This window comes from Paenibacillus sp. FSL H7-689, from assembly GCF_000517905.1.
GTDB classification, from domain to species: Bacteria; Bacillota; Bacilli; order Paenibacillales; family Paenibacillaceae; genus Paenibacillus; species Paenibacillus amylolyticus.
On the sequence record NZ_ASPU01000011.1, the window covers coordinates 40,490 to 64,807 of the forward strand.

The 24,318-nt window shown below is 46.3% G+C and carries 24 protein-coding genes; 1 reads left to right on the top strand and 23 read right to left on the bottom strand.

The genetic code is table 11. The features are described 5' to 3' along the window. Positions 1-52: 52 nt before the first annotated feature. From C170_RS06640 to C170_RS06725, 18 genes are all read right to left on the bottom strand, one after another. A complete protein-coding gene (locus C170_RS06640) occupies positions 53-1,555 on the bottom strand; it encodes an AAA family ATPase (RefSeq protein ID WP_036607609.1) in 1,503 nt (500 codons plus the stop codon). Beyond that, complete coding sequence (locus tag C170_RS06645) at positions 1,548-2,075, bottom strand: hypothetical protein (RefSeq protein ID WP_017687748.1); 528 nt, start codon at positions 2,073-2,075, stop codon at positions 1,548-1,550. Before C170_RS06645 ends, C170_RS06640 begins: the two co-directional genes overlap by 8 nt. A 301-nt stretch (positions 2,076-2,376) precedes the next feature. Next, entirely contained in the window at positions 2,377-2,907 is a 531-nt protein-coding gene (locus C170_RS06650; RefSeq protein WP_036607612.1) for a cell wall elongation regulator TseB-like domain-containing protein, read from the bottom strand. Between the two features lie 39 nt (positions 2,908-2,946). Next, a complete protein-coding gene (locus C170_RS06655; RefSeq protein ID WP_036607614.1) occupies positions 2,947-4,254 on the bottom strand; it encodes an amidohydrolase in 1,308 nt (435 codons plus the stop codon). After that, on the bottom strand, positions 4,241-4,894 hold the full coding sequence (locus C170_RS06660) for a redox-sensing transcriptional repressor Rex (protein ID WP_036607616.1): 654 nt from the start codon (positions 4,892-4,894) through the stop codon (positions 4,241-4,243). Before C170_RS06660 ends, C170_RS06655 begins: the two co-directional genes overlap by 14 nt. 218 nt (positions 4,895-5,112) lie before the next feature. Beyond that, complete coding sequence (gene dinG, locus C170_RS06665) at positions 5,113-7,974, bottom strand: ATP-dependent DNA helicase DinG (RefSeq protein ID WP_036607618.1); 2,862 nt, start codon at positions 7,972-7,974, stop codon at positions 5,113-5,115. A 141-nt stretch (positions 7,975-8,115) separates the two neighbouring features. Then, a complete protein-coding gene (locus C170_RS06670) occupies positions 8,116-8,763 on the bottom strand; it encodes a tetratricopeptide repeat protein (protein WP_036607621.1) in 648 nt (215 codons plus the stop codon). Positions 8,764-8,856: 93 nt separating this feature from the next. Beyond that, a complete protein-coding gene (panD, locus tag C170_RS06675) occupies positions 8,857-9,240 on the bottom strand; it encodes an aspartate 1-decarboxylase (protein WP_017687742.1) in 384 nt (127 codons plus the stop codon). Then, positions 9,233-10,129, bottom strand: coding sequence for a pantoate--beta-alanine ligase (gene panC, locus C170_RS06680; RefSeq protein ID WP_036607623.1), 897 nt, complete (start codon positions 10,127-10,129; stop codon positions 9,233-9,235). Before panC ends, panD begins: the two co-directional genes overlap by 8 nt. Beyond that, complete coding sequence (gene panB, locus C170_RS06685) at positions 10,126-11,004, bottom strand: 3-methyl-2-oxobutanoate hydroxymethyltransferase (protein WP_036607625.1); 879 nt, start codon at positions 11,002-11,004, stop codon at positions 10,126-10,128. Before panB ends, panC begins: the two co-directional genes overlap by 4 nt. Before the next feature lie 344 nt (positions 11,005-11,348). Then, positions 11,349-12,326: a biotin--[acetyl-CoA-carboxylase] ligase gene (locus C170_RS06690; RefSeq protein ID WP_036607626.1), complete on the bottom strand. Its 978-nt coding sequence runs from the start codon at positions 12,324-12,326 to the stop codon at positions 11,349-11,351. Then, positions 12,313-13,611 carry a CCA tRNA nucleotidyltransferase gene (locus tag C170_RS06695; RefSeq protein ID WP_036607628.1) on the bottom strand — a complete coding sequence of 433 codons (1,299 nt, stop codon included), beginning with the start codon at positions 13,609-13,611 and terminating at the stop codon, positions 12,313-12,315. The genes C170_RS06690 and C170_RS06695 overlap by 14 nt, the downstream gene beginning before the upstream one ends. Positions 13,612-13,674: 63 nt before the next feature. After that, complete coding sequence (gene bshA, locus C170_RS06700) at positions 13,675-14,835, bottom strand: N-acetyl-alpha-D-glucosaminyl L-malate synthase BshA (RefSeq protein ID WP_036607630.1); 1,161 nt, start codon at positions 14,833-14,835, stop codon at positions 13,675-13,677. A 99-nt stretch (positions 14,836-14,934) separates the two neighbouring features. Beyond that, complete coding sequence (gene bshB1, locus C170_RS06705; protein ID WP_036607631.1) at positions 14,935-15,633, bottom strand: bacillithiol biosynthesis deacetylase BshB1; 699 nt, start codon at positions 15,631-15,633, stop codon at positions 14,935-14,937. Beyond that, positions 15,630-16,070 carry a methylglyoxal synthase gene (gene mgsA, locus C170_RS06710; protein WP_017687735.1) on the bottom strand — a complete coding sequence of 147 codons (441 nt, stop codon included), beginning with the start codon at positions 16,068-16,070 and terminating at the stop codon, positions 15,630-15,632. The genes bshB1 and mgsA overlap by 4 nt, the downstream gene beginning before the upstream one ends. An 11-nt stretch (positions 16,071-16,081) precedes the next feature. Then, on the bottom strand, positions 16,082-16,885 hold the full coding sequence (gene dapB, locus C170_RS06715) for a 4-hydroxy-tetrahydrodipicolinate reductase (protein WP_036607633.1): 804 nt from the start codon (positions 16,883-16,885) through the stop codon (positions 16,082-16,084). Between the two features lie 80 nt (positions 16,886-16,965). After that, positions 16,966-17,490 carry a tetratricopeptide repeat protein gene (locus C170_RS06720; RefSeq protein ID WP_017687733.1) on the bottom strand — a complete coding sequence of 175 codons (525 nt, stop codon included), beginning with the start codon at positions 17,488-17,490 and terminating at the stop codon, positions 16,966-16,968. A gap of 50 nt (positions 17,491-17,540) precedes the next feature. Continuing rightward, complete coding sequence (locus tag C170_RS06725; protein ID WP_017687732.1) at positions 17,541-17,870, bottom strand: nucleotide pyrophosphohydrolase; 330 nt, start codon at positions 17,868-17,870, stop codon at positions 17,541-17,543. A gap of 171 nt (positions 17,871-18,041) precedes the next feature. Between C170_RS06725 and C170_RS06730 the strand changes: the two genes are divergently transcribed. Further along, a complete protein-coding gene (locus C170_RS06730; RefSeq protein ID WP_036607636.1) occupies positions 18,042-18,911 on the top strand; it encodes a YitT family protein in 870 nt (289 codons plus the stop codon). Between the two features lie 125 nt (positions 18,912-19,036). On the opposite strand, the gene C170_RS06735 is transcribed toward C170_RS06730, so the two are convergent. The 5 genes from C170_RS06735 to qcrB form a co-directional block, all read right to left on the bottom strand. Then, positions 19,037-19,906, bottom strand: a complete 870-nt coding sequence (locus C170_RS06735; RefSeq protein ID WP_051447047.1) for a sporulation protein YpjB — start codon at positions 19,904-19,906, stop codon at positions 19,037-19,039. Between the two features lie 94 nt (positions 19,907-20,000). After that, positions 20,001-21,746 carry a cellulase family glycosylhydrolase gene (locus tag C170_RS06740; RefSeq protein ID WP_036607639.1) on the bottom strand — a complete coding sequence of 582 codons (1,746 nt, stop codon included), beginning with the start codon at positions 21,744-21,746 and terminating at the stop codon, positions 20,001-20,003. 244 nt (positions 21,747-21,990) lie between these two features. Next, entirely contained in the window at positions 21,991-22,617 is a 627-nt protein-coding gene (locus C170_RS06745; protein ID WP_036607641.1) for a DUF1405 domain-containing protein, read from the bottom strand. A gap of 110 nt (positions 22,618-22,727) precedes the next feature. Next, complete coding sequence (locus tag C170_RS06750; RefSeq protein WP_036607643.1) at positions 22,728-23,612, bottom strand: menaquinol-cytochrome c reductase cytochrome b/c subunit; 885 nt, start codon at positions 23,610-23,612, stop codon at positions 22,728-22,730. A 21-nt stretch (positions 23,613-23,633) separates the two neighbouring features. Next, positions 23,634-24,305 (bottom strand): menaquinol-cytochrome c reductase cytochrome b subunit, encoded by a 672-nt coding sequence (gene qcrB / locus C170_RS06755; RefSeq protein WP_017687726.1) that lies wholly within the window; start codon positions 24,303-24,305, stop codon positions 23,634-23,636. Positions 24,306-24,318 lie beyond the last annotated feature (13 nt).

Below are 24,318 nucleotides of genomic sequence, written 5' to 3' on the forward strand. Positions count from 1 at the left end.
ATAATATCTTAGCACGAGTGAAATGTAAAAAAAAATAACCAGCATAAATAAATTATGCTGGTAGAAGGGCACTGTCACGAAATTGACAACGAAATTGTTCGCCAGACAAAACTTCCTCACGAATCAAGATGTCGAGTGAATTGTCGAAAATTGTCCGTTGTTCTTCAAGCAACCGCTTTGTCTGTTCCATCAGTTCTTGCAGAATTAATTTATTCTCTCGCATAAGTTCCTCGGTTGTGACCATATCCATGTTCACAATCCCAAGTGAAGTCAACCCCGAAGCCATCATGGTCTGTACCACATTGGTTGCCTGATCAAAGTCATTGCGTGACCCTGTGGAACGACCACCGTAGTACATTTCCTCCGCAGCTGCTCCTCCGAGTGCAATCATAATCTGCTCTTCCAGGAAGCGCTTCGTATAGAGGAACTGTTCCTGTTGCGGGTTATGACGTACATATCCCAGCGCCTGACCACGCGGACTAAGTGCCACCTGACTAACACTGCCTGGACGAACAAGTTCTGCCATAATGGCATGTCCCAATTCATGAATGGCGACCCTTTTCTTCTCTTCCACACTGGACTCACGGTCTGTCTTCTCACCCATCATGACTTTATCAATAGCCAGGGACAAGTGCCGCTGTTCGATGTTCAACAGCCCGTCCCGCATGGCGTATATTGCTGCTTCGTTCATCACACTTTCGAGCTGTGCACCGGAGAAACCATACGATTCTTCAGCTGTTTTCTCCAGATTAACTTCCTTCATCAGAGGTTTATTCACCGCATGCAGTTCCAAAATATGCTTTCTGCCCTTTTTGTCAGGCAAGTCCACTTGAATGTGGCGGTCAAAACGTCCCGGTCGCGTCAGGGCGCTATCCAGCATCTCTTTGCGGTTTGTTGCAGCGATAACAAGGATTCTTGGCGTATCAGAAGAATAGATTCCATCCATTTCCGTCAGGAGTTGATTCAAGGTCTGATCATATTCACGCTGTTGACCACCTTCACGTTTACCCCCAATGACATCAATTTCATCGATAAAGATAATAGCGTTTTCCTTATTTTCCTTGGTGGCACGGGTTCTTGCGTCCTTGAACAAATCCCGAATTCTGCTGGCACCCACACCAACATACATTTCCACGAACTCACTACCCGATGCTGCTACAAAAACAGAATCGGTGTAATGGGCAGCAGCCTTGGCCATCAACGTTTTCCCTGTCCCTGGAGGGCCCGTCAGCAAGATCCCTTTTAACGGACGAATCCCGAACTTCCGAATTTCTTCATGTTTGATGAGAAAGTCAAGCGCTTCACGCAATTCCTGCTTGGCACTGTCCTGTCCGCCAATTTCTTCAAAAGTAAGCTTGGAAGGTCCTTTTTTCTTCCGTTTACGTTCCTGTGCAGCGCCTACTGTAATTCCGCCACGCATTTGCATCATGAACAGCAAAGCTCCGACAAACACCGCTGCAATCAGAATCGGAACAATATTAACACCAGTAAAAGCAAGAAAAATAATCAATACGGGAAAAAATCCGATGGCAACTTCTTTTGTCCACTTAGGCATTAGGCCACACTCCTATCTGACCGGGCACACGCGGCAGAATAATAAACTTGCTGGCATCTCCGTCTCTGAGACTGACATATACGTTGTTGTCATCCATCGCTGTATTTACCTTAATTCCATTCGTCGCCATCTTTGACAACGTTGGTGTAATCTCGGTGTATTGCTTGTTCTCCATCGCCTGAGCTACGGTAAACATCGCATCCCCCCACCAACTTTCCAGTGCTTCACTGGAATGATCCACAACATCCAACTTTAGTGAACGTGTTCCAATTAACGTCTGTCCTTCTTTGTGAATATATTGTACCAGTCTGCCCAAATCAACATCAGGTTGCAGATCCAGTTTCAATTGTACGTCATTGCGGTTAATAGTTAATTGAACGTCATTGACTCCATCGTACTGGGTAACCATCTTTTCAATCGGATTCTGCACGGCCACCTGACGATATACAAACCAACCTCCAAACAACACAACGGCTGAAATGACGGCAGTTAAAGCAATAGGCAATACTTTTAGCTTCAAGTTAATTACCCCTCCCAGATTTTGGCCTAACCTACTGGCTTATTGGTATATACGAATATGTGCACATTGACTCCTGCGAGAATTTCGACAGGATTATTTGTTTTTGAATGTAACTTTGAGTACATATCTGAGTATATCACATCGTATATACATTTTCGAAGGCGAAAATATGAATAAATTATTAATTTTAACTATTTAAATCAAATATGTTTACAGACAACACAAAGAACCGGTTCAGTCGGATATCCGTCTGCCGGTTCTTTCATTTCTCTAATTCTCTAGTTATGTCACTCTATTTGTTCTAGCTGTTCGGGAGTGTGTAGACCAGGTCCACCTGTTCTCCGTTGCTAAAACGATAAAAGCGATAGTGGTTATGCGTACCGTCTTTATAATACACTTGCCACACATATATTCCATTCACAACTCCGGGCATGATTCGCTTAATCTCGCCGGCAGGAACTTCAGAACTGAAGCGATTGCGGATCTGCGCTTCGGACATGCCATTCTGCAGCAGCTCACTGTGTACAGCGTTTGCACCCTTAGCCGGTTGATTGTTTGCATCGAATTTAACCCAGACCATAACATCTTGGTTATCCTTATTTTTACCGATCAGTGTCCAGTAGATGTTGTCAGAGCCTTCTTTGTCTCCCCAGATGTACTTGCGCAATTCATCATAGGATGTAATGCCCAGTTGCTTCTGTGCTGCTTGTATGGCGAGCGCTTCTTCCTTACGTTGGTCCTGTGTGACATAGACGTAATAACGCTGAAGTCCAAACAGAATCAGAACCAGTGCAAGCAGCGAAATCCATATCCACTTCTTTTTTTTCTTCAAAAGCCGAACTTCCTTTCCCTATGATGCTCTGTCCTGCAATTAACGAGCAAGCAGACCATCAAATGCCAATTGAGACTCACGCAAAATGCGCTCTTCATCCAGCGTCAGACATTCGCCGTGTTTCACCACTTGTTTTCCATCCACCCATACGTGCTCTACATCTTTGGCAGAAGCCGAGTAGATGGTATGCGAGATCAGGTCTGTATGTGGATAGAAATGTGCCTGTTCAATGTCCAAAGCGATAAAATCAGCCTTCATGCCAACCTGGAGTGCTCCGGTATTGTTCAAGAAGATGGATTTGGCACCGTATGACGTTCCGAGGAGTAACGCTTCGCCTGCTGGCACTGCCGTCGGGTCACCAGATACACCTTTGTGGATCAATGCAGCCAGTCTCATTTCCTCGAACATATCCAGGTTGTTGTTGCTTGCCGGTCCGTCTGTTCCGAGTGACACGGTAACTCCTGCTTTCAGTAACGCAGGAACCCGAGCAACACCGGAAGCGAGTTTCAGGTTACTTCCCGGGTTATGGGATACAGCCACATCATGACGGGCCAAAATTTCAATCTCTTCGTCATTCAGATGCACCGCATGTGCAACCAGGGATGGACGGGAGAAAAAGCCCAGTTTCTCCAGATGTGCCACAGGACGCAGTCCATAATCAGCCACGTTCTGCTCCACTTCACGAAGCGTTTCAGACATATGTGTATGGAGAGGAAGGTTCAGGTCGTTCGCAACCTGCACAAGCTTCTCTATGTAGTCAGGAGGGCATGTATATGGTGCATGTGGCGAGATTACGGTTGTAATGCGACCATCTGCCTGTCCATTCCACTCACGTGCAAACGCTGCCGACTCCTCCAGCTTCCGCAGTTGCTCTTCTTCCGAGCACAGCCCGATTACACCACGTGCCAGTGCTGCTCTAACGCCTGATTGCTCCACAACTTTGGCAACTTGATCCATGTGATCGTACATGTCCAGGAAAGCTGTAGTTCCGCCTTTCAACATTTCAAGCACCGACAGGGAAGTTCCCCAATATACATCTTCTGAAGTCATTTTCGCTTCCATCGGCCACATTTTTTCCTGCAACCATACTTGCAACGCAAGATCGTCTCCGTGCCCTCTGAGCAACGACATTGCTGCATGACCATGCGTATTGATCAGACCCGGCAGGAAGAACAGTCCTTTTCCATCCACTTTGGTACAATTTTTGTCTCCATCCGGCAATGTCTCACCAATATGCACAATCTTGTCATCCTGGACAACCATGTATCCTTGAACCACGTTCCATGCTGTGCCGCCTTCATTAACGGCAAATTTGCCGTTGTGAATTACCCATCTATTTGTTGTCATCTTCCTCGTCGTCCTTTCCAGTCTCCAAGTAATAGGCCAAACTAAGCAGATCCGTTGTAAAGTCAGCATGGTGAATGCGGATATGCGGCGGTGTTTTTAGAATTGTTGGTGCAAAATTAAGGATCGCTTCAATTCCTGATTCAATAAGCTGATCCGCAACATTTTGGGCTTCCGTATCCGGAACCGTGATAATACCGATACGGATGTTTTCCGTTTTAACCGCTTCCGTCAATTCATTCATTGGTTTTACCGTCAAACTGTTGATTTGGCTACCAATCTTCGGTCCATATGCATCAAATACAGCAACAATCTTCATGTTGTCTTTTAGATATGCGTTGTAGTTGGACAAGGCTTGACCGAGATTACCCGCGCCTACCAGAGCTACATTAATTTGCTGATCGATTTTGAGAATGTGACGAATTTTCTCAATCAAATAAGATACATCATACCCGATCCCTTTACGACCAAAATCACCGAAGTAAGCCAGGTCTTTACGAATTTGGGCCGGATTCAGATCCAGCCTCTGTCCAAGCTCTTGAGAAGAAACAGTAGCCACCTCACGCTGATGCAACTCGTTCAAATAACGCAAGTATACAGGCAGACGGCGTACCACCGCTTCCGAAATTTTATCCGATTTCATTCTTGCTCCCCCTTACCAAGGCCACGATAAAATAATAGATGAAAAGATGAGCATCCTGTATAAACTCAAAGATAAACGTGACATTTTATACAGAATGCTCCTTGTAATTTAGGTTATAAGTTCTTACGTGCAACTGCTTTAATCGGATACGGAAATATCTAATAAAGTTTAACGCCAAACGATAGTGTCATGCAATGATATAACGAACAAAACAACCATTATTTTTGTTCATTAGCAGGTTTTTCCAACCACTCGGTAATTCGTGGAACCATCTGCTCCGTGAGCATGTGTTCCATTTTGGGACCAGGTAAAGAATATAAAAAGAATTTACCATAGTACGCTTCAATCACCCGTGTATCATAAACAATGACAATTCCTCTGTCCTTCGCTGTACGCACCAATCGGCCAAATCCCTGCTTGAAACGAATGACCGCTTGCGGCACGGACAGTTTCATGAACGGATTTTTCTTCTGTTCCTGAAGCAGCTCACTCTTGGCTTCCACCAACGGATGATTCGGTGGCTGGAAAGGCAGTCGCACAATAGCGAGACAGGTTAGCGCCTCTCCCGGGATATCTACACCCTCCCAGAAGCTGCTTGTACCCAGAAGTACCGTAGCTTTGGCATCTTGGAACCTGCGAGTCAGCTTGGAGCGGCTTCCACTGTCCACGCCTTGCCCAAGCAACGAGATGTCGTTACCAGACAGTGCCTCCTTCAGCGGATCATAGACCTGTCGCAACATCTTGTATGAAGTAAACAGAACCATCATGCGTCCACGCGTGGCAATTGCCGTCTCTGCGAGTGATCGCACCAGCATATTAACAAAGTGCGCATCACCCACACTGCCCTTCACACTCGGGAAATCACGCGGAATCACCAGAAGTGCCTGATCGCGATAGTTGAAAGGTGATGGCAGCATCGAAGTTAACAACCGATTATTCTCGGAAGCTTCCTGCAAGCCAAGTTGTTCAATCATGAACTGGAATGACTTATCTACCGAAAGCGTAGCCGATGTAAGTACAACACTTTTCTTTTTATCAAAAAATAAATCCTTAAGTTGTGCACTGACATCTACAGGTACAGCATACAGCTGAAGAGATTTACTTCGGAACTGACCGCTGGCTTCCATCCAGTACACCGTTTTGGCATCATCCATACGCATGAAGAAACGTAGATTCTCCTTCAATGTGGTCAGATCTTTCAGCAATCCTGTAATGTCCGTGATCAGACTATCCGATTGATAATCATCCTGATCCTCTTTCACCTCAAGCAGCAATTTGTCCCCTTTGCGAACCAAATCGCCCAGAGTCACATAGATCTGGTTCTCCAGATCCTGCAACTCCTGCCATTTTGCAGGTTTCTGAGAAGCTTTCAGACGCAGTGAAAATTGCCCCGTCTCTCCCGGTGAAGCATCACTTCGTTCAGGCAACAAACCGAACAAGGCATCGCTCATACGATCCCACAGTTCCTTGACCTCAACAGCCAGCGGGAACATCTGATCCACCATGGAGCCCCATTGCACCGAATTTTCATGCCCGGATAACTGGGAACGAAGCATAGGCAGCTGACCATTACGACTGTCTTTAAACAGGCGGGTCAGTGTATGAACCAACGTGAAATATTTCATATGCATTCCAAGATGTTTACCAGCAACATCCTCCAGATGATGTGCCTCATCGATCACAAGACTCTCATAGGCTGGCAGCAGCTGATGCGCGGCTTTCACATCCGTAAATAATTTGGAGTGATTGGTGATTACAATATCAGACAACCCGGCCTCATGTTTGGCACGATGGTAGAAACATTTGCGGAACCATGGACATGATCTTCCCAGACAGGACTCGGATTCGCTCTGTACCGTCTCCCAGAAGTCCCCTCCGCGTCCGCTAAGGTTAAGTTCCTCATCATCTCCGGTTTCGGTCTGCGTGAGCCAGACAATCATCTGAGCAGCTGTGAAATAATCCTCTTTGGGTGTAGCGAATTCACGTTTATTGATTTTGTGTTCAAATTTGCGCAGGCACAGGTAATGTCCACGTCCTTTGAATACAGCAGCCTTAAACGGGAACGGAACCACTTGAGTCAGCATCGGAATGTCCCGCTCTCTCAATTGCTCCTGCAGATTGATCGTATGCGTGCTGACCATAACTTTCTGTTCCTGCTTCACACTTTCGTAAATAGCAGGCAAGAGATAACCCAGAGATTTACCGGTGCCTGTTCCTGCTTCGATCAAGAGATGTTTCTCTTCATCCAGGGCTTGCCTTACACTGCTGAACATCTGAGTCTGCGCTTCACGCTCTTCGTAATGATCCAGCGTATCCTTCAGGTTCTCCCGAACCTGGTCCATAAACTGTTCGAAGCTTACACCATCAAGGGGGTTAGCCTCCCGCTCATCGCGTGGTGCACCAATATCGGTCCAATCACTTACATTAAGAGCAAGCTGACGATAATAGGTATGTCCGTCCAGATCCTGAATCGGCTCTGCTTCCTTCTCACTGCGCATTCCGTCCAAGAACCAGCCCAAGTCACTGTCTTCTGGTGCAAACAGGTCACTGAGGCGCTGAATCGTTATGAGCGGTAATTCCTTTAACTCATCCAGGCACTTGAGCAGCACATAGGCTGTCGCCAGTGCATCACTGTCTGCCTGGTGAGGGCGATCATGTTGAAATCCAAATTCGGAAGACACATAACCGAGTTGATAAGAACCCAGTGATGGGAATGTGATCTTCAGAAAATCAATCGTGTCCAGAATGCGGCCAGTGAACGGCAAATAACCGCAACGGTCAAGAGCATTCTGCAAAAAGTGAAAATCAAAAGCGACGTTGTGTCCAACAAGCACCACATCATTAAGTAGCGGAACCATCTCCATCATCATCTCTTCGAGTGAAGGAGCGTCCGCCACATCTGCATCGGTAATACCCGTCAACCCCGAAATAAACGGGGGAATCGGTACACCAGGGTTCACATAAGAACTATATATTTGAGTTATGCTGTAGTCATGATCTATGATGGCAAGTCCGGCCTGTATAATCTCACCGTCGGACTGCGTGCCGGTTGTTTCGAAATCCAATACGGCAAATTTCATTGCAATGTACGGTCCCTTCCATTCCAGTCTATGTTACAGCATAGCAAAAAAAAGGGGATTTGAAAATTAACTGACAAAAAAGCGGTGTCCCCGCCGCTATGCCAAAGGAGGGAACACCGTTTTTTGTCGCCGAATTCCCGCTTAATGAAGGGTCGTCAGCTGATTAGCATATTGCAATTTTCCCCTGTTCAACCTGCAAGCTTCCATGTTGTACAGTGGTTCGGTCAATGTCGGGTCATACTGAAGGGCCTGTGCAAAGAGTGAACATGCAGCTTCGGGATTCGCAAGCTTGGCTTGAATACAGCCCAGGGCGTTGCATACAAGCCCTTTTAAGCGAGGTGAACCCTTAAGGTACATGATCTGCTGCAAATGTGTCCCGGCTTCCGCCATTTGTTCCAAATTCAGATACGCGAGCGCCAGGTAAAAACGAGTCAATGCACTCTCCGGATGGTCGGTCACAACCCGGGAGAACTGCATGATCGCCTGCGGATACATCTGTAATTTGAAATAGCCCTGACCTCGACTGAAACATTCCAGATGGAGTTCAGGCAGAGCGGTAACAGCTTCCTGTTCCGGTTCAAGGGAAGCAGGCTTATCCATCTCCCGCTCCCTCACCTGGCTCATCTTTTCTTCAAACATCAGCCATTCATCCAGCATTCCGTCACTCATCCGCTTAAGCAAGTTCCACTTTTGCAGCAATTCCTGTTTGTTCAGGCCTTCAGCGGAAGGATAGCTCTTGATAATTTCATCTAACATGTCGTTCATTTCTGCGAAAACATGCTGGAACATCGTTGCATCCCCACCCTTGAAAAAATGGATTAGTGCAGTGACCTGTACTCATTTTTTGCTTCAAGGGCCGATTTCATTCTCCTTACCAGTCGATTACATAATTGTTGCGTGGACTTCCTGCTTCATCGTTTGTACAGGTTTATTCTGTCCATCTACAAATACAACGGTTGGTTTGTGAGTATTTGCCTCTTCTTGCGACATCATGGCGTAAGAAATGATAATGACGTTATCTCCAGGCTGCACCAGACGTGCAGCTGCGCCGTTAAGACATATGACCCCGCTTCCGCGTGGTCCTGGAATCACATAAGTTTCCAGACGTGCACCATTGTTGTTGTTCACAATTTGCACTTTTTCGTTTTCCATCAAGTCGGATGTTTCCATCAAGTCTTCATCTATGGTAATGCTACCCACATAGTTCAAGTTGGCTTCCGTTACCGTAGCCCGGTGAATTTTGGATTTCATCAGTGTTCTAAACATGGGACAGTACCTCCGATTTTTGCAACCTTATATTGTCAATCAATCTTGTTTTTCCGAATTTCACCGCAAGTGCGATGAGCAGATCATCACGTCCTTGAACTTCCTCCTGATCTGCGAGTGGCTCCAGACTTGGAAAAGCCTGAATCTCGGCGTAGTCGATAACGGCAAGCGGTGAGCTTGCAATCTGCTCGCGCAGAATACGACGGATATCTGCGGCGTTTGTAGCTGCACCTGTATCTGCGGCATCCTGAGCTGCACGCAGTGCCTTCGACAGAACTAACGCCTGTGTACGCTGTTCAGCGCTAAGATAGACATTACGTGAACTGAGGGCAAGACCATCCTCTTCGCGAACAATCGGACAAGGTACAATCTCTACAGGCATATTCAAATCATTCACCATCTGTTGAATGACCGCAACCTGCTGAGCGTCTTTCATTCCAAAAAATGCACGCTGCGGCTGTACTATGTTGAAGAGCTTGGAGACTACAGTTGTTACTCCGTCAAAATGTCCTGGACGTGAAGCGCCACATAGGCGCTCCGTCAGTTTTGAGACAGATACCGTCGTTTGCGTTGCCTGTGGATACATCTCTTCAACAGAGGGAATAAATACGATATCCACTCCTTGTGAACGTGCTGTTTCCACATCTCTGGCTTCATCCCGCGGATAACTGTCAAAATCTTCATTAGGGCCAAATTGAATCGGATTAACGAATATGCTTAATACCACGATATCGCTCTGTTGTCTGGCTGCCTGCATCAAGCTTGCATGACCTTGATGAAGATAACCCATTGTCGGTACCAGACCTACAACGGACGCACTGGACCGAATCGCTTGACGCTTCAAGCTTAGTTCCTGTCTTAACTCTGCGATTGTCCGTAATACTTTCATGAGTTACTCCCCACCTTCTCCTTGCGTTGTCCGCCGTACAGTTGATCCAGAACACCATCCGCAGCATTGAATACATGCTCTTCGGCCGGGAACGAACGATCTTTAACTTCTTTCACGTAAGCTTCGATGCTCGTTCTGATTAATGTACCCACATCTCCATAGGTTTTGACAAATCGTTTGGGCGTATACGGAGAGGCGTATTGAACCACATCGTGGAATACCAGTACCTGACCATCACAGCCTCGACCTGCTCCAATTCCAATGGTAGGGATGGACAGTTCCTCCGAGATCGCCCGTGCAACTTCTTCCGTAACCAGTTCAAGCACAATACCAAACGCACCAGCAGCTTCCAGGGCTTTGGCTTCGTCCATCAGACGTTTCGCATCCGCTGCATCCTTGCCCTGAATGCGGTAACCACCAATCTGATTAACCGATTGAGGTGTCAGTCCGATATGCCCAAGAACAGGTACGCCTGCTTGCACAACTGCTCTAACAGTGTCCGCTATCTCGACTCCGCCTTCCATTTTAACCGCATGGGCATGCCCCTCTTGCATCAGTCGACGTACACCCTTAAGCGTCTCATCCACGCTGCCATGATAGGTCATAAAAGGCATATCAGCCACAATAAATGTTTTCTCAGCTCCGCGCACTACGGAACGTGTGTGGTAAACCATGTCGTCAATGGTCACCGGAAGCGTCGAGTTATAACCCAGTACTACATTGCCGAGTGAATCACCAACAAGGATCAGATCGATACCTGCTTCCTCTGCGAGGAGCGCTGTTGGATAATCGTAAGCCGTGATCATACTAAGCGGCACACCATCCTGCTTATATTTTTTCATTTTCACAATATTCAACGCTTGTTTGTTCGCCATTTTCTCTCATGGCTCCTTTCTTCTTTTCAAATAAACGCAACAAAAAAACCTTTTAGTTTTCCACTAAAAAGTCCCGAAAAGTCAAAAAAGAGTCACTTGCGATCGTCCCTTCTGTCTCGGTCCTCTTCGGCTCAGAGCAGAATCCAACAACTCACTTAAACGTATTTCATTCTTGCACTGCGGTCTGCTTGTATAAAACACATCAAAGCAGAACAAAGGTTACTGTTACGGGAGTGCAATTCGGTCTGCATTAGCCGATATCGCCTCACGAACACAGTATACCAAAGTTCTGCTCAAACTTCACGTCTTATGTTCATTTTACCAGTGAAAATTCGACAAATTGTTTATGATTTCCAGGAAATCTCACCAGAGATGATTAGTGTATGTTCTCCATCGTGCTTCTCCACGATAAGTGCTCCAGAAGGGTCAAGACCGATTGCCTTCCCTTCAATGACACCATGAGGATTAGTCACTGTAATCTCTCGATTCATCGATACGGACAGGGCCTCCCATAGGGCTGAAATTACGCCAAATCCTTCTTTTTGATACAAATAATACAACTGTTCAAGCTCCGTCAGAATGGCAGCCGTTAGTTTGGTGCGATCAACGGATTGACCCGTCTCCATCTTGAGCGAAGTAGCGATTGTGGTCAGATCTTCCGGATAATCCTCGGGATCAAAATTCACGTCAACGCCTATACCTGCAATACAATATCTGACTTCATGATCTTCCACCGTGGATTCAAGCAATATACCGCATACCTTGCGCCCATCAATCAATAAATCATTTGGCCATTTGATGCCTGCATCAGCTCCTGAACAAGCTCGAACGGCACGACATACAGCCACTCCTGTTAATAAAGTTAGCTGCGGCGTATGCTGAAGTGGTAGATCAGGGCGTAACAGGACACTCATCCAGATTCCTTTACCCGGAGGAGAGAACCACTGTCGACCGAAACGTCCTCTTCCTCCTGTTTGTTCTTCCGCAATGACCACAGCACCTTCTGCCTGCCCTTTCTCAGCTAGCTTGAGAACATCCCCTTGCGTAGACAGGGTCGAAGTCAACAAAACAGCCTTACGGCCAAATACGGTTGTATTCAGTGCCAATTGGAGGGCAGTAGCGTCAATGCTATCCGGCTTCGTTACCAGACGGTATCCTTTGCGGGATACCGCTTCAAACTCATAACCCATGTCTCGTAACTTGTTCACATGTTTCCACACAGCGGTCCGACTGATGGACAGATTGCGGCTGATCTCTTCACCCGATACGAATCGTCCTTCTGCATTTAATAACATATGTAACAGATCTTCATGTTTGGTCATCTTGAACCACCCGCTTCACTTCTGCACTTAGTGCTTCATGCTGATTCGCTATCGTTCCAATCGCTGTTTCTCGTAACAAATGTTTCATCAGTTGACCCAGCCAAGGCCCGCCTTTGCGCTGCACCATTTGTAACACTTGTTCCCCTGTGATATCCAGCTCTTTTAAGTCATGCACAGGGATCGATTGACTCCATTGGGCTGCAAGTTCTTGAACCAAAACAACCTGCGTTTCTGCCTGTTCGGATTGATTCCGCCATCCTGCTGGCAGTGTAGACTGTATTTGAAGCCAATCATCCGCCGCCTGAACACCACAAGCCAGAACAGTAACGATCCAATCGGAACGGAGACTGACCGTATCCTTCTGCTCCTGAACGGAAGTATGAATCAACTGTTCCACCTGAAGGACCCCTGTTATTCGAGAACGATGTTCATTGGAGAATGTCCACTGACGTAATAATACATCTGCTTCATCCTTACTATAACCGCCAGCAATCAGGATGAGTGACCAACGAAGCAACACATGCTGACCTGACAATTGTTCCAGATTGGATAACAACGTCTTGTTAAAACGCGCCGAACTAACTGGCGCTTTGATGTGCGCAAGCGCATCACTTCTGAATAACAGCTCCAATCCTCTTAGAGGATGCGGTCCCAACATCATTTTTACCATCTCGGTGCGTACTCGTTCCATTGCTATATGTTGAAGCAGGTCTTTCTGCCTTACAAGACCCTTCCACGTGTTATGGGCAATTTTGAAATCAAATACGGAAGCAAACCGGACACAGCGGAGCATCCGCAGTGCATCTTCACCAAATCGTTCCATCGCAGAACCCACACATCTGACTCGCTCTTCCTTGATATCTGCCTGTCCATCAAACGGGTCAACGATTGTCCCAGTGACGTCCATAGCAAGAGCGTTCATCGTGAAGTCACGCCGCTGTAAATCTTCCTTGATATCCTGAACAAATTGAACCGCAGCAGGTCTGCGGTTATCCTGATATTCGGATTCTGTTCGAAAGGTGGTCACTTCAAAATAATAACCGCCTGAACGAACGGTAACCGTACCGTGTTGCAAACCTGTTGGAATACAATCGTCAAACAGTTCCATGACTTGCTGAGGAGAAGCAGATGTCGTGATATCCATATCGTCTACAACTCGTTCCAGCAATTCGTCACGAACGCAACCACCTACCCAATATGCCTTGTAGCCATGTTTGTTTAATGTTGTGAGTACATTCTCACTTTGAATTGCCATTTCACGATCTACCTGTGTCCATTGAACCACCACACATCACCTCTTCTCTTGCCTGTTGTGGTATGCACAGTATAATTTCGTCAAACAAATTGATTAACCGCAAACCGGCTTCAAGTTCGGAACTTCCCTTCCCAGCACCCGGTAATAAATCTGTTCATATTCATGCCGAATGGCATCATTGCAAAAGTCGTGATGTGCGCGTTGAAGACACGCTTCCCTGAACTCCGCAGCCAAACGATCATCTGTTAACAAACGGATTGTGTTCTCGGCCATGGATTGTGTATCCCCGATCGCGGATAAGAATCCCGTCTTACCGTGTAATACCAGTTCCGGAATTCCTCCGGCCTGTGAACCGATCGTGGGTACGCCACAAGCCATTGCTTCGAGCGCCACAAGTCCGAAACTTTCCTTCTCCGATGGAAGCATCAACACGTCTGCCATGGAAATGACCTGAGCAATGTCATCCTGTTTGCCAAGGAAATGAACTTTATCATTCAACCCGAGATCATTAATTTTCCATTGCATCTTCGGCAAATCAGGTCCTTCACCAACAAATAACAGTTTGGCAGGAACCTGCTCCTGTACCTGACGGAAGACCTCTACCACATCCTGAGTTCTCTTCACCGGTCGGAAATTGGAGATGTGCATTAATATTTTTTCGTCGGGCGCAGCGAAGTCTCTTCGCAGACTGGCAGCATCCCGCGGATAATATATTCGTTTGTCAATAAAATTATAGGTTAGATCGATTGGGCGCTGAATATCCAGCAGTTCGACCGTTTCCCGAATCAAATCTTGTGATACGGCAGTAACCGCGTCACTTTCATTAATGGCTAGACGGATCAGATCCTTCAGAGATTCATCCTGAGCCAGAACCGTAATATCCGTTCCATGTAACGTGGTAACCACTTTAAGGCCGTCTCCTACCATCTGTTTCGCAAGAAAAGCACATACTGCGTGTGGCACGGCATAGTGAACATGCAGCAGATCGAGCTGCTGTGACTTAGCCACCTGAGCCATCTTTGTTGCCAGTGACAGGTCATAAGGAGGGTAACGGAAAACATAATAATCATTTACTTCAACTTCGTGATAAAAAATATTTTTCTGGAACGTACCCAGTCTGAACGGGATACTGTTGGCAATAAAATGAACCTGATGCCCCTGTTCGGCAAGTAATTTGCCCAGCTCCGTTGCGACAACGCCAGACCCGCCGAGGGACGGATAACAGGTGATGCCGATTTTTAGCTTTTTATCCATCCTGTGGACGCTCCTTTGATCTCCCGCTTCATGCAGGTTGATATAATGCAATGGAATAATGAAACCCTTCGTTTCATTAAACGTAAAATGTGAAATCGTTTATTGGGCACCCGAGCCAAATTGATGAACCACGTAAGGTGTAATTGTAGCAAAACCTTCTGCAAACGGGATGAGACTGCGTTGTCCGAGCAAGGAATCACGGGCTCTTACACGTTCGATATACCCTTGATTCAGTGGCGTCGAGACCGCTCCGTCTCCCAGTTCGAATTGGGAACGATAAGAGAGCAATGATGCTTCTTTTTGCTCATAGTGTTCCGTAATATCGACAATCAAATCCGTAGGCCCGATGTCATTAATAAAGTAAAAATAAAGTTCCTTCACCTGCACGGCAGGCATGTCCGGCATGTAGTTGCGAAGCTTGGCGTTAAATACAGCCTCCTGCACAAGCTTACTGCAATTGACATGATCCGGATGACGATCTTCCCAATACGGAGCAAACACCATCCGAGGGGCATGACGTCGTATCTCAGCCGTCACCGCCTGTACATGTTCAGGCGTAAGATATAAGCCACGATCAGGAAGCCCCAGATTCGTTCGACACGAAAGACCGAGGACGCGGGAGGCTTGCTCCGCTTCCTCGGTTCTGCGCTCTACTGTTCCGTTGGAAGACATCTCAGCACGAGTCAGATCACACACGCCTACTTTCAAGCCAGCAGCGGTATGTTTGGCAATCGTTCCACCCATACCAATCTCCGCATCGTCTGCATGTGCTCCAAAGATGAGAATATCCAGACTCATTCGGAATCACCCGAATTCAATCCAGCCTCCGGCTTGTACTTATGTACCAGCTCTCTCCAGGCAAAATCGCCACGATCTAGAGCCTTAACCAGAATCTCAGCGGTTGCGATATTGGTGGCAAGTGGAATTCCCTGCACATCACAAAGACGTAGCAACGCATTAATATCCGGCTCGTGAGGTTGTGCCATCAATGGATCGCGCAGGAAAATAATCAGATCCATCTCATTTTGCGCAACCAAAGCTCCAATCTGCTGATCTCCGCCCAATGGGCCTGATTCGAATCGATGAATCTTCAGAGACGTTCCTTCCATAATACGAAGGCCTGTTGTTCCTGTAGAATATAATTGATGGTCCGTAAACACAGGCTCATATGCCGTCACGAAGTTAACCATCTCTTCTTTTTTACGATCATGGGCGATAAATGCTATTTTCAACATGACAATCTCCTTTAGTCGATAAAGTGGTCAAATCCGTAGATCATTCCTGTATACTCCATAACCTTTTGCACACCAATCTTAACACCAGGCATATAACCTGCGCGCTCGTAGGAGTCATGCCGAATTTTGAGTGACTGTCCATAATCTCCGAAAACAACTTCCTGCTGCGCGAATACACCAGGCAATCGTACACTGTGAATTCGGAAGCCATTGTAATACCCGCCTCGTGATCCTTCGATCGTTTCTTCCTCATTCGGATTACCTTGACGAAGTTCTTCCCGATTGGCAGCAATCAGTTCCGCTGTTTTGATCGCAGTTCCTGAAGGAGCATCCAGCTTCTGATCTCCGTGATATTCGATGATCTCCACATTTGGCATATGTTTGGCAGCCTGTGCTGCGAATCGCATCATCAAAATGGCACCAATCGAGAAGTTAGGGGCAATAAGCCCTCCAATTCCTTTGTCCTGGCACTGCTTGTCCAACTGTTCGATCTGCTCCGGCGTGAAGCCAGTAACACCCATGACAGGTCTGACTCCATGACGGATCGCGATCTCAGTATGTGCAAACGCAAATTGTGGTACTGTAAAATCAACCATAACCTGAGGTTTTGTTTCGGCAAAAGCCATTTCGATATCATCAGTCACCAGCACCCCACACTCTGGCAAACCAACAAGGGTTCCTGCATCCGTGCCTGCTCCGGAGCGGTTGACAGCCGCTGCAAGCTCCAATTCCGGGTCCTGAAGTACCAATTTCACAACTTCACGGCCCATACGGCCAGCCGCTCCGATCACGGCAACTCTGATTACTTCACTCATATTGACTGCATCTCCTCACTATGTTGGATCATATCGTAGAATCCATTTCAACTCGAAAGAAATCTTTGCAAAATGAATTCTTATTGAATGGATTTCATACGTTGCTTGATTTCCTGTAACATCTGATGCAGTTGCCCATTCTGCGGATCCAGCAAAATCGCCTCACGTAGCGCCTGAATTGCATAGTCAAATTCATTCAAATCACTGTAAGCCAGCGCAAGCATAACATGAGCTTCCACTGAGAGCGGATCAAGTTTGACCGCTTCTTGCAGAAGCGTAGACGCTTCCACATAGCGCTCCTGTGTTGCAATACCCGCCTGCTCCAACAGCAACTTCGCTCTGGAGGTCAATTGTTTTGCTTCCAACGTCTGCAGATGCAAAATATACTCTTCTGTTCCTGGCGACAATTCAACCGACTTGCGCGCATATTCAAGCGCTGGAACCAGATGTTTGCTGCGGGCGTGTGTAATGGAACAGCGATAATATAACTCCGCATGTTTTGGATGAGCGTGAATGGCTGACTCGAACCAACGAATCGCCTGCTCAAAATCATTTTGCAATATACAGCGATAAGCCTGCTGCATATATTCTTCCGGTTTCATCATTAAGCTGACCCTCCCCGATCGGGTGATGGTACAGCATATGTAATCTACGCCTAATCGGTGTTTTTGGGAGTCCACCGATTGGCATCGCGGGTGTTAAATTTATGCATGACTTTATCGTGCGCCTCAGCCAGATCAATTCCCAGTGAGTTCGCAAAACAAATCGTGATAAATAAAATATCTCCAAGCTCAAGTTCAATGGAATTGGCTGCTTCGGAAGATTTCTTCGGCTTCTCGCCGAATTCATGATTCACTTCCCTGGCGAGCTCCCCAACCTCTTCAGACATCCGGGCCAACATGGCCAGAGGACTGAAATACCCCTCCTTGAACTGGGAGATATACTGATCAACCTCACGCTGCATTTCTGCGATGCTTTTCTCCATGAGAACGGATTCTCCTTTGAAATGATGTCGTATTTGTTCCTAATAATATCAGTTATTTAGATTCACTTCCACCATCATCAGCGACAAATCATTTTTAAAGAATCAATAAACAGGTATACTAGATGGGAATGATTGCTTCTTCATTCTAATTTATCTACAGCGAGGGATCTTATGAGCACTGCCAAAACCTGGATACAAGTTAAACTGGTTCTTCCCATCGTACTGGGTACAGCCTTATATGCCTTTGGGCTCCTCTATTTCATTATCCCCAACCAGCTTATGGAAGGTGGCCTCACCGGGGTTACGGTGCTGATCAATTACGCTTTTGGCATCTCACCTTCACTTACAACCTTGATTCTGAATGTTCCCCTCTTTCTGATTGGGCTCAAAATTTTGGGCGGCAGACAGATGATCTATACGGGTATCGGAATCGGGGCACTGACCGTTTTTCTATGGTTGTTTGAGAAGTTGATTCATCTGGGCTGGATTGAACCATTACATACCGAGAATGACCTCCTGCTCGCAGCCCTATATGCAGGTGTCACCCTTGGAGCCGGCCTTGGCATTGTATTCCGTTGGGGCGGAACGACGGGCGGTTCAGACATCATTGCCCGTATTCTCAACCGCAAGTATGGATGGAGCATGGGCCGAGTATTACTGGGCATCGACTTTGTCATTATCGGGCTCTCTCTTATCTACATCCCCAAAGAAAAAATTCTGTATACGCTTGTAGCTGTATTCATCGCCTCTAAAGTCATCGACTTTATTCAGGAAGGTGCATATTCTGCCCGGGCATTTATGATCATTAGTGACCATGCACCCGAGATTGCGGACCAGATCACACGGGATATGGATCGTGGCGTTACTCTCATTCCAGCCATTGGCGCGTACTCTAAACAGGCCAAACACATGGCCTACTGCGTGATCTCCAGGCAAGAGTTCAGGAGATTGCAGACCATTGTACGTTCCATTGACCCGAGAGCTTTTGTCATCATCAGCGATGTTCACGATGTACATGGCGAAGGTTTCAAAGAAAGCTGATATAACACAGAAACTACAAGAAAACCTCTTTTTACATGAAGAGCCGTTAGCGTGGCTGTTCATGTGGAAAGAGGTCTTTTTTTATATACCACTTATAGACCAGGATCCATCAAGTTCATATCCCATTAGCGCCGAAAAGGAAAAATCCCTTGTTGCTGCGCACGATACTTACGGTATCCGGCGTAACTTAACGTTGCCACAATGACCGAACTAATGAGCAGCCCGGCTGCCCTGCGATCAGGACCCTGTACAAACGGTACAAAGGCACTCTCGTCCTTCTCGCGACCAAACAACTTGTTCACCAGTTCCTCCCCATGGCCAACCATGCTCTTTAATTGAGCCAGATCAGGTTGCTTGGCAGCGGTAAGCCCTTTGGTATGAGATAACCAGGCGTCCATCTGAGCAATTTCATACGGTTCACGGCGAATCAGTGCGGCAGGACGAATCGTCTCATAATGCTCCTCCAGAACGGTGTAGCGGTTTGCCAGTACGGCCGCAGTTTGCCCTTGATTTGTAGCAGCGGATAAAGCGTCCAGATCGTTTTTCACGATTTTATAATATTGAAGCCATAAAGGCTTGGTTGGATTCGCGAGACTATCTGCTGCAAGTCTGAGCTTGGCTGAGGACTGCTGAAGAGAAGCATCGTCATTTTTCACCTTCACAACGGCTTGTTTCACTTCAACTATGGTTTCGGACAAGGCGTGAATGCCCTCAACTGTTGTTTGTCCCTCAAAGGAGATATGCTCCAGACTTTTACTGATACGCAGAATGCTTCCTCGCACTTCTTCAATATTATTCTCGAGCGCCTGCCGATACAATATGGCTGCTTCCTCATTCAGTTGTGCAATTGAATTGCTTGTGGACACTTGCTGATCTGAATTCGAATTCAATGCTTCACTTTGCGCGGATACACGATATGCTAAGTTCGTACACAGCATTAGAGCCATGAACGATACCACCAGTAAGCCAGTTTTGATCCCAAACGTTCTCTTCATGGACATCCCTCCCACCACCAATGTATGGCGGGGGACAGTTCATTAGAACAAGCAGAGGACGATTCCTTATCCTACTAGACTTATGACACTTCATTTAGAAAACGATACCTAAACCTGTTACATTATTTCCGTTTTTTTGAATGGAATAGTTCATACTCTGGCCATCGTAAAATTCGATCCTGACCTTCATTTTCCCATCCGGAACCGAGCTGTCAAACGCATCTTTCAAAAGAGTGAATGTTCCATCCGTATAGTCAGCTGTAAAATCGCTGCCAAACTTCATATATGGAAACCAGGAATTGCCGCCTATTCGGTTACCATATTCATCGAGAAGTGAGGCACGTCTTACGTTGGTCCCGTTATATTGGACCGGAATGACGATTCCTCCGGTTATTGTGCCTGCGGTCGTTTCAAACACAGGCATTGAATGTTTGATAATAAGCTGATGCCATTCTGCGCCTTCCGAGAATTTAAGAACCAAATCAGCAATAGTGCCGTTAGAAGCCTGATTGAAATTCTCGTTTATAAATTCTTTAGAGATCGTAAGTGTTGAGGTAGCTTCATCAAATGAGTAATATTTTTTATGGACTCCCTTAATATGCTTAAAGCTGTTTCCATTTAGAGTAAGCGGAACTTGGATATCGTTTGCAGCTTGTTGATTAACATAGATTTCATTTAAACCTGTGGAGTAGGAAGAACGCTGTTTCTTATTAGCTGATTGAATGGTAGTTCCATATTCATCATGCCAGTCAAAAGGTGGAACACGCCAAAACGCACCTGGCCATATCATTGAACTAACTCCATATTGAGATGCCTTGTAGTTCAGATATTCAAGATATTTCCGTTTTTCACCTGACTGCATTTTCGCCGCGCCATCATCAGGGGATAACCAGCCATATTCACCAATAACAACTCCAATTCCCTTGGAAATTAAGACATGATTTAATGTGTTAAACATCTGGTCTATATTACTTCTTGGCGTATCTTGAACTCCATCGTAAAGCTTTTCATCAAAGCCCGTTCTACCCAAGTTGCCGCTGAAGACCCAGTCACTATAAAAATGCACAGTGGCGATCAAGTTTGGATCGTTCAGCCCCGCAATAAAATGATAGGTTGCGTCGGCTTTATCCATATCTGCGCTTGTAGAATACGTTGGAATAACAATCATTCTTGTGGCATTATGTCCACCAGAGCTGCGGATAACATCATATGCAGCCTGATTGATCATATCCAATTTATCCTGTTTGGTGATGGTTCCTGTATCATTTTCAAAATAAGGTTCATTCATTGTCTCAAACATGACCCGCTCTGGTTCATTCTTAAAATGATTAGCAAGCTGCGTCCAGAGATCTACATATCTTTTATACTCCTCTGACGCTTTATTTCCATCCCAATTGGAAAGCCATGTCCAGGAATCGTGATGAAGGTTGATCATCACATACAGGTCTGCATCAACGGCCCAATCAACCACTTGCTTATATTTGGCCAACCATTCGGAATGGATTACATAGTGTCCATCTGCACCTAGTGTATACCTTGTATAGGCAGTCATTGGAATCCGAATACTGTCAAAGCCTTTTGCTTTGGCTGATAATATTAATTCTTGGGTTACTTGCGGCTGCCCCCAGGAGGTTTCGTCAGACAGCGCGAGATCGTCGGTTCTAAAACTGTCATAGGTGTTGAATACGTTCCAGCCTTTGCCCATTTTCTGTACATATTCCTGAGATGGAGTTTGTGGAGCGGCATTGGCTTGGGAATTCCCATCATCAACTTGATATGAAATGGATAGCGCTATCCAAAATACAATTAATAGTTTTACTATTCTTGTTCTCTTCATCATACATGTCACCTTCCCTTTCTGAATTTTCTTGCAGAACTAATCTCTTATCACCTCTTTCAATATTAAGCAATTATGGAAAATAATTTAAATATTCAGTTGCACTTTTATTATAAGGTGCTGAATGAAGATATCCTTGATTTTCAAGCCATGAAATAGCACAATATGGACACATTTTGGACACAAAAAAAGCCGCTAAAATAGCGACTCTTCATGAGACATGTTATTATCTCTCCAAAGTATGAGATCAGGTTCGTTTCGCCTGTCTTAAGGCCAGCCACGCGCACAGAATGCTTACCAGTGTTAGTCCGAATGTGAAATTACGCACACCATCTACATGATCATAGAGGGATGCGGGTAACCAAGGGTAAATATCATATGTATAATCCATCGTATCGTTCAACAGCGTCCAGAGACCTGCAACGACAAGGGAAGTCCAGCGGAAGCCGAAAAAGCGTACAAAAATTAGAGCTTCTATGGCCATCGCACTATGCGAAGCAATCAACATCCAGTCTTGCCAGTGCTGTGTACCGCCTTGCATCCAGCCAGCGAAAATAATGGACACCGCCCACACGCCATATTTCACAGATGTGACCACGGCAAGCGCCTGAATCACATGTCCGATCCGTTTGATAATGATGGACCGCGGTGGGTACAACACCCATAACAACGCTAAAGTAAAAAACAAACTCGCTGTTGGGCTATCCGGCACAAATACGATCTGCCACACCGGCTGCTCAGCCAGTGTCAATTTCATTTGCTCTCCGTACCAGATGTATCCGTATACCGTTCCTACCGCATTACACCAAAATAATAGCCACAGGAAATAACGATTGGTTAGAAATTCCCTACTCCAGAAATACGATAAAGCCACATTCCCTGCCCCTTCCTTCATCAATATTGTGCACGATACAGTGTTGTCAAAAAAAACACTTCAAAAAACCTGACCGCATAAACGATCAGGTTTCATTGGTTATTTCGATTTTACTGTTCTGCTTTCTGTTTCGCAAGCCATTCGGTCAGATGAGTGATCTCTTCATCCGTGACACCTTGAGCAATAGCATTATTGTACTGAGGCTGCATTGCATTGTAACCTTCTTTGATAATGGTCAGAATCTCTTCCTGACTGTGCTTGTCACCTATGCCTCGAAGCGAAGGTCCAGTTGCGCCCTTCATATCAGCCGCATGGCAGCCAATACATCCAGCCTTCTTGTACGTTTCCATTGCAGGATCATCCTGTTCCACGATCGCAACTTCTTCTTGCTGTCCAGGTGCATTGGAAACGGGTGGGAGCCCCTGTTCACGCCTCTCCAGCGCTTCTTCTTCACGTTGAATATGTTCAGGCTTCTGTCCACTTGCTTCCAACTCATGCTCGTAGTGCGTCCACGCTACATTTGTCAGGTAGAATACAGAAATGACCGACAAAATCATCAGTGATGAAGCAATTGGGCGTTTATAGAAACGCCGCTCCTTGCCTGTATCCAGGAATGGTGCCAGTAGCAAAGCTCCAAAAGCAACTCCGCTGACCCCCAGTACCCCGAGCAGAACGTAATCGCCCGATGCGTATGGATACTTCAAGTACTGATACAGAAAAAGGAAGTACCAGTCCGGCATAGGAATTACGGATGCGCTCGGATTGGCCGGATAGCCTAAAGGTGCAGGTTCTGAGATCGTGAGAACCAGAATCCCCACCAATACAACGACACCAACCATCCATTCTTTCAGCAGGAAGTTGGGGATAAAGGCTTCTGATTTGCCGGGATACGCCGTGTAATCAGGAGGGGTAATAAATCCCGCCCCTTTACGGACCCGTGAATCACCGACAAAGATAACCTTTTCCTCATCATCCTTCTTATGTCCGTGAGCCATTGCGATTCCTCCCTTCTCAGTTTATAGTGGTCCCGAAATGCCCTGTCTGCGGATCATGATAAAGTGTCCGACCAGAAGCACCAGAAGCACAGCGGGGAGGAAGAATACGTGCAGGGCAAAGAATCGGGTCAGTGTCTGTGCACCAACAATCGTACCGCCTTGCAGGAATTCTTTAATAATCGGTCCCAGCCAAGGAACCGTATTGGCAATCTCCAGTGTTACTTTTGTTGCAAAATAGGCTTTGTTATCCCATGGCAACAAGTACCCTGTCAGCCCCAGGCCCAACATGACGAAAAAGATCAGCATGCCAACAACCCAGTTCATTTCACGCGGTGCCTTGTAAGAGCCTGTAAAGAACACACGCATCGTATGTAAGAACATCATTACGATAACCAGACTGGCTCCCCAGTGGTGCATGCCGCGAACAATTTGGCCGAAGGCTACTTTGGTCTGCAGGTACTCCACACTAGCGTAGGCATTGATAATATCAGGTACATAATACATGGTCAGGAACATGCCTGACAGAATCTGAATAACAGTAATAAAGAACGTCAATCCACCAAAGCAGTACACGAATGCGGAAAAGTGATGAGCCGGATTTACATGCTCTGGAACTTCATGATCCGCAACGTCCCGCCAGATTGGCGTGATGTCAAGACGCTCGTCAATCCAGTCATAGACATTTTTAAACATCTGCGTTCACGCC